The sequence below is a fragment of the Aeromonas sp. R3-1 genome, assembly GCF_040908345.1.
Classification (GTDB): domain Bacteria; phylum Pseudomonadota; class Gammaproteobacteria; order Enterobacterales; family Aeromonadaceae; genus Aeromonas; species Aeromonas veronii.
In genome coordinates this window covers 1-10,769 of sequence record NZ_JBFODN010000187.1, presented here as the reverse complement: position 1 = coordinate 10,769, position 10,769 = coordinate 1, and the positions used below count along the sequence as shown (strand labels likewise).

General features: G+C 60.3%; 7 protein-coding genes and 3 pseudogenes. 7 read left to right on the top strand and 3 right to left on the bottom strand.

Annotation, left to right across the window (positions count from 1 at the left end; genetic code table 11):
- Window positions 1-137, top strand: a pseudogene (locus tag AB5Y85_RS11310) (IS3 family transposase); the annotation flags it as partial.
- On the opposite strand, the gene AB5Y85_RS11305 reads toward AB5Y85_RS11310, so the two are convergent.
- Complete coding sequence (locus tag AB5Y85_RS11305; RefSeq protein ID WP_257687553.1) at window positions 89-1,360, bottom strand: alpha/beta hydrolase; 1,272 nt, start codon at window positions 1,358-1,360, stop codon at window positions 89-91. The pseudogene AB5Y85_RS11310 and the gene AB5Y85_RS11305 sit on opposite strands and share 49 nt — an antisense overlap.
- Before the next feature lie 212 nt (window positions 1,361-1,572).
- On the opposite strand from AB5Y85_RS11305, the pseudogene AB5Y85_RS11300 reads away from it, so the two are divergent.
- Window positions 1,573-2,576: pseudogene (locus AB5Y85_RS11300) on the top strand (Wadjet anti-phage system protein JetD domain-containing protein).
- 41 nt (window positions 2,577-2,617) lie between these two features.
- Here the strand turns inward: AB5Y85_RS11300 and AB5Y85_RS11295 are convergent.
- Window positions 2,618-3,211 carry a hypothetical protein gene (locus AB5Y85_RS11295; RefSeq protein ID WP_257687552.1) on the bottom strand — a complete coding sequence of 198 codons (594 nt, stop codon included), beginning with the start codon at window positions 3,209-3,211 and terminating at the stop codon, window positions 2,618-2,620.
- Between the two features lie 605 nt (window positions 3,212-3,816).
- On the opposite strand from AB5Y85_RS11295, the gene ygeW reads away from it, so the two are divergent.
- The 5 genes from ygeW (at window position 3,817) to arcC (ending at window position 10,251) form a co-directional block, all read left to right on the top strand.
- Entirely contained in the window at window positions 3,817-5,004 is a 1,188-nt protein-coding gene (gene ygeW / locus AB5Y85_RS11290) for a knotted carbamoyltransferase YgeW (RefSeq protein ID WP_005336811.1), read from the top strand.
- Window positions 5,005-5,141: 137 nt separating this feature from the next.
- Complete coding sequence (gene dpaL, locus AB5Y85_RS11285) at window positions 5,142-6,341, top strand: diaminopropionate ammonia-lyase (RefSeq protein WP_257687551.1); 1,200 nt, start codon at window positions 5,142-5,144, stop codon at window positions 6,339-6,341.
- 125 nt (window positions 6,342-6,466) lie between these two features.
- A complete protein-coding gene (locus AB5Y85_RS11280) occupies window positions 6,467-7,684 on the top strand; it encodes a YgeY family selenium metabolism-linked hydrolase (protein ID WP_069528193.1) in 1,218 nt (405 codons plus the stop codon).
- A 114-nt stretch (window positions 7,685-7,798) separates the two neighbouring features.
- Entirely contained in the window at window positions 7,799-9,223 is a 1,425-nt protein-coding gene (hydA, locus tag AB5Y85_RS11275; protein WP_257687556.1) for a dihydropyrimidinase, read from the top strand.
- A 95-nt stretch (window positions 9,224-9,318) separates the two neighbouring features.
- Window positions 9,319-10,251 carry a carbamate kinase gene (gene arcC / locus AB5Y85_RS11270; protein WP_257687550.1) on the top strand — a complete coding sequence of 311 codons (933 nt, stop codon included), beginning with the start codon at window positions 9,319-9,321 and terminating at the stop codon, window positions 10,249-10,251.
- Window positions 10,252-10,404: 153 nt separating this feature from the next.
- On the opposite strand, the pseudogene AB5Y85_RS11265 reads toward arcC, so the two are convergent.
- Window positions 10,405-10,769 (bottom strand): annotated as a pseudogene (locus AB5Y85_RS11265) (MFS transporter); the annotation flags it as partial.

Sequence of the window (10,769 nt, the reverse complement as noted above, 5' to 3'; positions counted from 1 at the left end):
GGCTTTATCTGGCTGGTCTCAAGGATGTGTTTACCTGTGAGATAGTGGGTTATGCGATGGGGGAGCGAATGACCACCGGGTTGGTCAGTCAGGCGATGTTTCGGGCTGTGCAGCAGAAGAGGCCGCCCGTTGGGCTGAGCCAGCGCAGCAGTTGCTGGCCAACCTGCGGGTTGGCGAGCAGGGCCATATGACTGGTGCGATAGACAATCAGGGTATGGGCGGGCAGAAAGGCCAGCTGATGGCGCGCTTCGTTGTGCTGACCGAGGGCGCTGCGTAGCGGCACCAGTCCATCGCCAATCAGCCGGTCGGCCAGCAGGCTGCGCTTGGCGGCAGTGGTTGCGGCGATGGCATAGCAGTTGACGCTGCAGGGCAAGGGGAGTGGGACGCGGGGATCGCGCAAGGGCGCGGCGGGGTCGGGTTGGGCCACTTCATCGATCACCTTGCCGTGGCGCAGATCCTTGATGCCTGCACTGCGCAGCCGTGCCAGCCTGACGAAGGGTTCGCTGTAGGCGGTAGCGGGCAGCAACTGTTCCAGCCAGTGACCGGCATGTTCGAGCGGCGCGCCGTGGTGTGGTGTGCCGAGAAATATCAGGTTGGCAAGGTGCGCAGGCCAGGTGAGCCCGGCCACGCTGGCATGGTGGCAGGCGCTGCGGGCAACCAGTCCACCCATGCTGTAGCCCATTATCGTTATCTCTTTGAGCTCTCCCGGCCAGTGGGCGAGCAACTGCTCCAGCAACAGGGCAAGTTGCTGCCCGTTTTGTGCGATGGGCAGGCCCGAGTTGTAGCGCAAATAAAGAGGCAGATAGCCAAGCGCGGCGGCAAGTTGCTCTCCGTGATTGACCGGTTTGCCTTGATGCTCGGTCTGCCACTGCAGATCGTTCATGCAGAGGCCATGGATCATCAGCAGCACCCGTCCCTCGCGGGGTAGATCCTTTGGCATCGCCTGCCAATCGAGGGGCTTGCCCTGATAGCGCAGTGTCATGGGGGTGGCGAGGGCATTGTGGTGTTCGACCAGCTTGTCCCCCAACACGCCGTTGAGCGTGGCGATCAGGGCCGCACGTTTCGGGGTTTCGGGGATCTGGTGGGGCGGCGGTGTGGCTGGCAGGCGGTTGAGCAGATGGTTGATGCCGCTGCCCAGGGTGTTGGCGGTGCCATGTACCCCCTTGTAGACCAGCCCGGTGATCCCGGCTGTTTTTCCCTCATCCCGTCCCTTGAGCCCCATACCGCTCAGTACCGCCTGATGCACTGCTTCGGTGATCTCTACCGCGGCGGGCAGCGCCAGAGTCAGCAGGTGCGCCAGCTCGCGGATATCCGAAAGATGCCAGGAAGAGGATGGCGATGGGTCTGTGGCGTCGGTCATGGCAAGCCCTTGTGAAAGCGGGTATCGCGTTGTCGTGCCGCGAAGAGCGCAGCGTATCTCTATATCAAACCAGCTTGCTCCCTTTGTGGCGGGTTTACCAGTAACGGGCCATGCATGGCGGGGCTGATAAGAACCGCTTGCGAAGCCGGTCACGGTAATGACAGGGAAAATCACCTCTACTTCGTCATGTGAAGCCACATGGAGAGGTGAGGATGTCGCTGTTTGATGAGGTGCGGGTACAGGATTTGTGTGCACGGTTGCTCGATAGCCAGAACGGAAAGGGGTGCCCCCTTGAGAGTCGGCATGGCCGCGAGTTGAAGGATCTGTTGCAGGCAGTTGGCGGGATCACGCCGGTTGGCCGTGGTGCTCCTTATGCGTTGACCGACGCGGGGCGGACTTTTCTGACCGAACAACTGGCACGGGCAGAGCACCCCGAACCGAACAAGGGCGAGCAGCTGCAACGTCTGGGAGTGAGTTTGCCTGCACGGCTCAATCAGGCCTGCTTTTATGCCCTCTGGCATGGGGACAGCAAGCATCCGCGATCAGCATCCCTTGCCGCGCCACAGCTTGCGGACTTGTCGCTCACGCAAGATGAGGTGATCCGCATCCGTACCCTCGAACCGCTCTCACTGGTCGATCGGCAGGGTCAGCAGCACGATATGACGGCAATGATGGCACTGCTGGAGGAATTGGCGTTGCCGGAGCGGACTCTGGGCACGCTGGCGGCCATCGGCTGGCAAGGGGAGCGGGTTATTACGGTGGAGAATAAGGGGGCCTTCGTCGACTACCCGCTGCAACCCGGGCAACTGCTGCTCTTTGCCCCCGGTCGCAATACCACCCTGGCCAAACAGCTAATCCCGCTGCTGCCTGTAAGCGTGCAGTGGCCCATTTTGGCGATCTCGATCAACGGGGTATCGATATTGCCATCGAGCTGGCGCGTGAGCTAAATCGACCGGCCATGCTCTGGCTTCCCTGTGAGCTGCAGCCTTATCTGGATCACTACGCCCGTCCGGTACGCACCTTTGCAACGGGCAGTGGCAAGGTGCCCTGGCGTGTGACGAAGCAGGCTGATCAGGTCGATGATCATGGCACGCCGGCAGGCGTTCCCTGGCTTGAGAAACTGATCACAGACGGGACTTGGCTGGAACAGGAGGTATTGATTCTGGCCCCTCACTGGCGGAGCTGGTCATTGGAAGAGATGGGCAATCAGGGGTGAAACGGGGAGCCCGCGCTCCCCGTCATTTCGTGGTCAGCTGCTTACTTGGCGTTGATGGGCCCCTTGGTGCCGGCATCATTATCGACCCAGCCATCTTCACCCTTGATGCGGCGATCCCCCTGAATGGTGTAGATGACCATGCCATCCTTGAACACCAGCGCGCCATCGGATTTCTTGGCATTGACCTTCTTGTCGTTGACCCACACCTGATCCTTGCCATCGATGCGGATATTGGCCACGGTGGCGCCGGTTTGAGGGAAGGTGGCGATCCAGTTGCCTTCATAGGGGCTGGTGCTGGTTGCCGCGGCCGGAGCATTGCCAACGCCGGCAGCCGCGTTCTCAGCCTTGGTTTTGTTGATATCGCAGCCATTGAGCTCGCTTACCTGAGTGCAGCCCGAACGCTCCAGCTTCTGCTCATAGCTCAGATTCAGACCGCCCTCCGCGGCAGGGGCGGCCGCGCCAAATCCCGCCTTGGCATTTTCCGCTTTGGTTTTGTGAATGTCACAGCCCTGCGCCTCGGTAACCTGGGTGCAGCCGGATCGCTCCAGTTGCTCGGCATATTTGGCACTGATGGCGTGGGCAGGGGTGATCCCGAGCAGGGTCAGGGTGATGAGCAGAGCAGCATTCCTGGACATAGATAATCCCTCAAAGATGTAAGTCATGCAGGTTCTTCCGCGCAGTTGCGGCAGTGAACGTCGGCCTCTTCTGAGCATCCGAGACAGATGCGCAGCTGGCGTATTCACGTTAGCACCTTGGGCCAACCGCGCCCAGCGATGTGGCCGGAAGATAAGGCGAGAGGTGATACGGGAGTGCAGGGGAGGCGAGATAGCAGCAGTGTCAACGCTGGAGAGATCATTCCAAGAGAAAAGGTGCTGCGGGCATTATCATAATGATAACGACAGCCCCACTGATATCATTTCAGCCCCTGAAACTGACCTTTGATGATAATTCTCACCGATGCCGAGATATCGCCTCTGATTATTATCACTCGGCTATTTTATGGCTTGGCCACCCTATCCATCCTTTTATGGAATAAACCGCTTAAATAGCCGCTGATTTTGTGGGGGGCATCACACACTTTCGCCATTTATTAATATCTGCCTGCATTTTATTGGTTTGGCATGGTTATTGATTGCCTCATATCGACGCTAACCGACGCGCTCACCCACAACCGGGATGCTGGTGACATCGTGAGTGAAAGGGGAGCTATCCATATCTCATCCAATGATTGGGGCGAACGATGAAAGCAGTTAACGAATTAATCAAAGAGATCAGAGCACTCAAATCCAACCTGCATGAAAAAGATTTTCTGCTGACCTGGGAGCAAACGCCTCAGGAGCTGGAGCTGGTATTGAAACTGGCCGAATCCCTCAAGACCCTGCGCGCCGAAAATATCTGCACCAAACTGTTTAACAGCGGGCTCGGTATCTCGGTTTTCCGCGATAACTCCACCCGAACCCGCTTCTCTTACGCCTCTGCCCTGAACCTGCTCGGTCTGGCCCAGCAGGATCTGGACGAGGGCAAATCCCAGATCGCCCACGGCGAGACCGTCCGTGAAACCGCCAACATGATCTCGTTTTGCGCCGATGCCATCGGGATCCGTGACGATATGTTCCTCGGTGCCGGTAACGCCTATATGCGCGAGGTGGGCGCTGCGCTGGATGAAGGGTTCGAGAAGGGGGTGCTGCCCCAGCGTCCGGCGCTGGTCAACCTGCAGTGCGATATTGATCACCCGACCCAGTCCATGGCTGATCTCGCCTGGTTGCAGGAGCACTTTGGCAGCCTGGAGAGCCTCAAGGGCAAGAAGATTGCCATGACCTGGGCCTATTCACCCAGCTACGGCAAGCCGCTCTCCGTGCCCCAGGGCATCATAGGTCTGATGACCCGTTTCGGTATGGACGTGACCCTGGCCCACCCGGAAGGGTATGACCTGATCCCGGATGTGATCGAAGTGGCCAAGGAGAATGCCAAGGCCTCCGGCGGCAGCTTCCGTCAGGTCACCTCCATGGAAGAGGCGTTCAAGGATGCCGACATCGTCTATCCCAAGTCCTGGGCCCCCTACAAGGTGATGGAGCAGCGCACCGAGTTGCTGCGCGCCAATGACCACGCCGGCCTCAAAGAGCTGGAGAAACACTGCCTGGAGCAGAACGCCAAGCACAAGGATTGGCACTGCACTGAAGAGATGATGAAACTCACCAAGGGGGGCGAAGCGCTCTATATGCACTGCCTGCCGGCCGATATTTCCGGAGTCTCCTGCAAAGAGGGCGAAGTAACCGAAGGGGTATTCGAGAAATACCGTATCGCCACTTACAAAGAGGCGAGCTGGAAGCCCTATATTATCGCCGCCATGATCATGGCCCGTAAATTCTCCGCCCCGGCAGAAACCCTGGAAAATCTGATTAAAGAGGCGCAAAAGCGGGTGAAATAAATAACGGCAGGGCAGGGTGAATATTCATCCTGCCCACGCTGTCGAATCCATTATTTCGAGTTTTCTCCCCGTGGTATCTGAATAACGGATCTCCCGGCGAGGCAGCTCTTTGTCAGGTAACGCCTAGTGAGGTAAGCATGTCCCAATTTTCTTTGAAGATGGATATTGCCGATAACCGCTTTTTTACCGCCGAGCCATCACCGCTGTTTTCCCGTGTTGAAGCACAAAAGGCTCGCGCTTTTCATAAAAAACTGGCCGGTTATGAGCCGACCCCATTGTGCGACCTGAAAGATCTAGCCGCCTATATCGGGGTGAAAAATATATTGGTCAAGGACGAGTCAAAGCGTTTTGGCCTCAATGCCTTCAAGATGCTGGGTGGCGTTTATGCCATCGCCAACCTGCTCTGTGAAAAATACGGGGTGGCCATCGAGGATTTCTCCTTCGATCTCATCAAACGCACCATCAAGGAGCCGATGACCTTCGCCACCACCACAGATGGCAACCACGGTCGTGGCGTCGCCTGGGCCGCCAAGCAGGTGGGCCAGCATGCGGTGGTCTACATGCCCAAGGGCTCGGCCCAGGAGCGGGTGGACCACATTCTCAATCTCGGTGCCGAGTGCATCGTCACCGACATGAACTACGACGACACCGTGCGCCTGACCATGAAGATGGCCGAAGAGCGCGGCTGGCACATAGTGCAGGACACCGCCTGGGAGGGTTACACCAAGATCCCGACCTGGATCATGCAGGGGTACTCCACCCTGGCCGACGAAGCGGTCGAGCAGATGCAGGATATGGGCATCAAGCAGCCGACCCACGTGCTGCTGCAGGCCGGGGTCGGGGCGCTGGCGGGCGGTGTGCTCGGCTATCTGGTGGACTGCTTCGGGGCGAAAAATCTGCACAGTATCGTGGTCGAGCCGGATCAGGCCGACTGCATCTACCGCTCCGGCGTGGCGGGGGAGATGGTCAACGTGGGGGGCGACATGCACACCATCATGGCAGGTCTCGCCTGTGGTGAACCCAACCCCCTCGGTTGGCCATTGCTCAGAAGCTGCACCACCCAGTTTATCTCCTGCCACGACAAGGTGTCGGCGCTGGGCATGCGGGTGCTGGGCAACCCCCTTGGCAATGATCCACGCATCATCTCCGGCGAATCCGGCTCGGTCGGCACCGGCGTGTTGGCGGCGGTGCGTCACCACCCGGATCGCGCGGCGCTGATGGCGCGCCTCGGGCTGGATAGCAACTCGGTCGTACTCATCATCAACACCGAAGGGGACACCGATGTGACCCACTACCGGGAAGTGGTGTGGGAAGGCAAACATCCTGCCTGCGACTAACTCTCCCGCCAGAGCAGAGACACGAATTGAAGAACTGATCGCGCCTCGTCAACGGGGCGCGGTAACGGGCACAGGGCGCTGCCGACGAACAGGCCGCGCACTCTCAGTTGTTATGGAGAATCACAATGAGCAAGCAAATTCCGTTTGAAATGGTGTTGGAGAAGGCCTACCAGTACAAGGCCGAGATGAGTCAGTTCCTGCGCGACATGATCGCTATCCCGAGCGAGAGCTGCGATGAAGAGCGGGTGGTGCTGCGCATCAAGCAGGAGATGGAGAAGGTTGGCTTTGACAAGGTCGAGATCGACCCCATGGGTAACGTGCTGGGCTATATCGGCCACGGCCCGCACCTGATCGCCATGGATGCCCACATCGATACCGTGGGCGTCGGCAACATGGCCAACTGGAAGTTCGACCCCTATGAGGGGATGGAAGATCACGAGATCATCGGCGGCCGTGGCGCATCTGACCAAGAAGGCGGCATGGCCTCCATGGTCTATGCGGGCAAGATCATCAAGGATCTGGGGCTGGAAGATCAGTACACCCTGCTGGTGACCGGTACCGTACAGGAGGAGGATTGCGACGGCCTCTGCTGGCAGTACATCATCGAGCAGAGCAAGATCCGCCCCGAGTTCGTGGTCAGTACTGAGCCCACCGACTGCCAGATCTACCGTGGCCAGCGCGGCCGCATGGAGATCCGCGTCGAGGTGCAGGGGGTCAGCTGCCACGGCTCTGCGCCGGAGCGCGGTGACAACGCCATCTTCAAGATGGGCCCGATCCTCGGCGAATTGCAGGAGCTCAGCCACAACCTCGGTCATGACGACTTCCTCGGCAAGGGTACCCTGACCGTCTCCGAGATCTTCTTCACTTCGCCAAGCCGCTGCGCCGTGGCGGATAGCTGCGCCGTCTCCATCGACCGTCGCCTCACCTGGGGCGAGACTTGGCAAGGTGCGCTGGACGAGATCCGCGCCCTGCCTGCGGTGCAAGCCGCCGGTGCCGAGGTCTCCATGTACCAGTACGACCGTCCGGCCTATACCGGTCTGGTCTATCCGACCGAGTGCTACTTCCCGACCTGGAAGGTGGAAGAGGATCACATCACCGTCAAAACCCTCTCCAAGGCTTATCGTGAGCTGTTCAACAAGGAGCCGGTGGTGGACAAGTGGACCTTCTCGACCAACGGGGTCTCCATCATGGGTCGCCACGGTATTCCGGTCATCGGTTTTGGCCCGGGTAAAGAGCCGGAGGCCCACGCCCCGAACGAGAAGACCTGGAAAGAGCATCTGGTCAAGTGCGCCGCCATGTACGCCGTGATCCCCATGCTCTATCTGGCTGAGCTGGACAAGTAAGGGGGCCGCTGGGTGGTGACTGCCATCGCCGCCCGGCTGTCGCAAGTGTGGCAAGTGCCCCGTCTCCATTGAGGCGGGGCTTTGCTGTTTGAAGTGATGTTCGAGGTGGTGGGGATGAAACGGCTGATCAAAAACGGTGTGCTGGTCGATGCGCAGGGTGAATATCGTCAGGATCTGCTGATCGAGAACGGGGTGATCCGCGCGCGAGCCGCCGCTATCCAGCCCGATGGCGAGACCGACGTGATCGATGCCAGCGGCTGCTATGTGATGCCGGGCGGCATCGACGTCCATACCCACTTCAACATCGACGTGGGCATTGCCCGCAGTTGCGATGACTTTTTCAGCGGTACCCGTGCCGCCGCCTGTGGTGGCACCACCACCATCGTCGATCATATGGGATTTGGCCCGGCGGGGTGCAACCTGCATCACCAGCTGGCCCGCTATCACGACTACGCCGCCGATCAGGCGGTGATCGACTACAGCTTTCACGGCGTGATCCAGCATGTGGATGACGCCATCCTCCACGAAATGGCCGCCATGGTGCAGGAGGAGGGGATCAGCAGCTTCAAGCTCTATCTCACCTACCAGTACAAGCTGGGGGACCATGACGTGCTGCGCGCCCTGGCCCGCCTCAAAGAGGTGGGGGCGCTCGCCACCGTCCATCCCGAGAACGACGCCGCCATCGCGGCGCGCCGGGCGGCCCTGCTGGCCGCCGGTCACCATGAGCCCTGGTATCACCCGCAAAGCCGCCCGCTGGAGTGCGAGGCGGAGGCGGTGGCCCGGATGATCAATCTGGCGGGGCTCGCTGGCAATGCCCCGCTCTATATCGTCCACCTTTCAAACGGACTGGGGCTGGAGTATCTGAAATTGGCGCGCCGTCAGGGCCAACCGGTCTGGGTGGAGACCTGCCCGCAATATCTGCTGCTCGATGACAGCTGTTACTACCGGGAGAACGGGGTCGACTATCTGCTCAGCCCGCCGCTGCGCTCGCGCCGCGAGCAGGACAAGCTGTGGGTCGGCATCGCTGCGGGCGACATCGACACGGTGGCGACCGATCACTGCAACTTCTCCCATGCCCAGCGCATGACCCTGTCAGGCGGCGATTTCAGCCGCTGCCCCAACGGCTTGCCCGGGGTCGAAAACCGGATGCTGCTGCTGTTTGCCCACGGGGTATTGGGCGGGCGCATCTCGCCGTCCCGCTTCGTGGCGCTCACCAGCGCCAACCCGGCGCGCCTGTTTGGCCTCTGGCCGCGCAAGGGCAACTTGCAACCGGGATCTGATGCCGATCTGGTGCTGATAGATCCCCGTGGCGAGACCCTGATCCGCCATGCCGCGCTGCATGACAACGGTGACTACAGCCCCTACGAGGGGATGCACTGCCCCGGCCAGATCAGGATGACCCTCAGTCGCGGCGCGATAGTCGCTCGCGATGGCGAGTTTCTGGGGCGGCGTGGTCATGGCCGCTTTCTGGCCAGGGCACCCTTTGATCCGGCCCTGGCGCCGGATCTGCACTCGCCTTGCCCCATAGTGGCCGGCTGACAATCTGCTCGAAACACGCAGAGCAGCAAGGTTATGTGAACAACGAAAGGTGGGCCGGTATCGCGCCGGCTTGTCCCATCACTGGAGATAACAAGATGAAACAGAGAATCGTACTGGCCCTTGGCGGCAATGCGCTGGGCAATAACCTGCCCGAGCAGATGAAGGCGGTGCAGAGCACGGCGCACACCATCGCCGACCTGATCGCCCAGGGGCACGAGGTGGTGGTCACCCACGGCAACGGGCCGCAGGTGGGGATGATCCAGCAGGCGTTCGAAGTGGCGGCCCGCCACGAGCCCAAGTCCCCCCATCTGCCCATGTCGGTCTGCGTGGCCCTGAGTCAGGGTTATATCGGTTATGACCTGCAAAATGCCCTGCGTGAAGCCCTGCTGGAACGCGGCATTCACAAGCCGGTCGCCACGCTGGTGACCCAGGTTGAGGTGGATAAAAATGATCCCGCCTTCCTCGACCCCAGCAAGCCCATCGGCGGTTTCTTCAGCAAGGAGGAGGCCGAGGCGCTGATGGCCAAGGGCGAGCGGCTCAAAGAGGACGCCGGTCGTGGCTATCGCCGGGTGGTCGCATCTCCCAAACCCGTCGATATCATCGAGAAAGAGACCGTCTCTGCCATGCTGGTCGCCGGTCAGGTGGTGATCACCGTCGGTGGCGGCGGCATTCCGGTGCTGCGCGAAGGCAATCACCTGCGCGGCGCCAGCGCGGTGATCGACAAGGATTGGGCCAGTGCCAAGCTGGCGGAGCTCATCGATGCCGACATGCTGATCATCCTTACCGCCGTGGAGAAAGTCGCCATCAACTTCGGCAAGCCCGATGTGCAGTGGCTCGATACCCTGAGCGTGGCCGATGCCAACAGCTTTATCGCCCAGGGGCAGTTTGCCAAGGGCTCCATGTTGCCCAAGGTGGAGGCGGCGCTCTCGTTCGCGACCTCCATGCCGGGACGAAAATCCCTGATCACCTTGCTGGAGAAGGCGGCCGAGGGGATCGCTGGCAAGACCGGGACCGTGATCAGCCTGTAATCATGCGTACTGATCCACAGGGGCATCCGGCCCCCTGATAGAGTGTGGAGCCTTGGCACCACACTCAGTTTTATTGGGATAGCTGTGACGGATCATCACTGTCGATCGTGTTCTGCAGGCCAGATGAACCGCTCTGTAGGAGTGGCAATGGGGCTAGTTGGAGTGGCAGCCGGTTTTTGTGGATGGCAGAAACCTGTAGAGGCCGATACCGGCGAGCAAACCAATCATCGCCAGCAGCAGCCAGATGACTGTGGCGGGGCGGCTGCCCGCATCCCCCAACATAAAACCGATGAGCAGGTTGCCAAAGAGCGCCATGCAGCCGCCAGCGCTTGCATAAAAGCCGTAGTAGCTGCCGAGCAGCTCGGGAGGGGCGTAGCGGGGCAGTTGGGCGGCAAAGAGCGGGAAGCAGAGGATGGAACCCAAGGAAAGCAGGGCCACCTGCGTCAACACGCCTGCCGTCGGCCAAGGTGCCAGCAGCGGTAGAGCCAGGTAGCTCAAGCCCATCATCCCGATACCCA

Bases quoted from the DNA above. Each gene is read 5' to 3' on its own strand.
- arcC (WP_257687550.1), top strand. From the start codon at position 9,319: ATGAAACAGAGAATCGTACTGGCCCTTGGCGGCAATGCGCTGGGCAAT.
- AB5Y85_RS11305 (WP_257687553.1), bottom strand. From the start codon at position 1,360: ATGACCGACGCCACAGACCCATCGCCATCCTCTTCCTGGCATCTTTCG.
- ygeW (WP_005336811.1), top strand. From the start codon at position 3,817: ATGAAAGCAGTTAACGAATTAATCAAAGAGATCAGAGCACTCAAATCC.
- AB5Y85_RS11295 (WP_257687552.1), bottom strand. From the start codon at position 3,211: ATGTCCAGGAATGCTGCTCTGCTCATCACCCTGACCCTGCTCGGGATC.
- AB5Y85_RS11280 (WP_069528193.1), top strand. From the start codon at position 6,467: ATGAGCAAGCAAATTCCGTTTGAAATGGTGTTGGAGAAGGCCTACCAG.
- hydA (WP_257687556.1), top strand. From the start codon at position 7,799: ATGAAACGGCTGATCAAAAACGGTGTGCTGGTCGATGCGCAGGGTGAA.
- dpaL (WP_257687551.1), top strand. From the start codon at position 5,142: ATGTCCCAATTTTCTTTGAAGATGGATATTGCCGATAACCGCTTTTTT.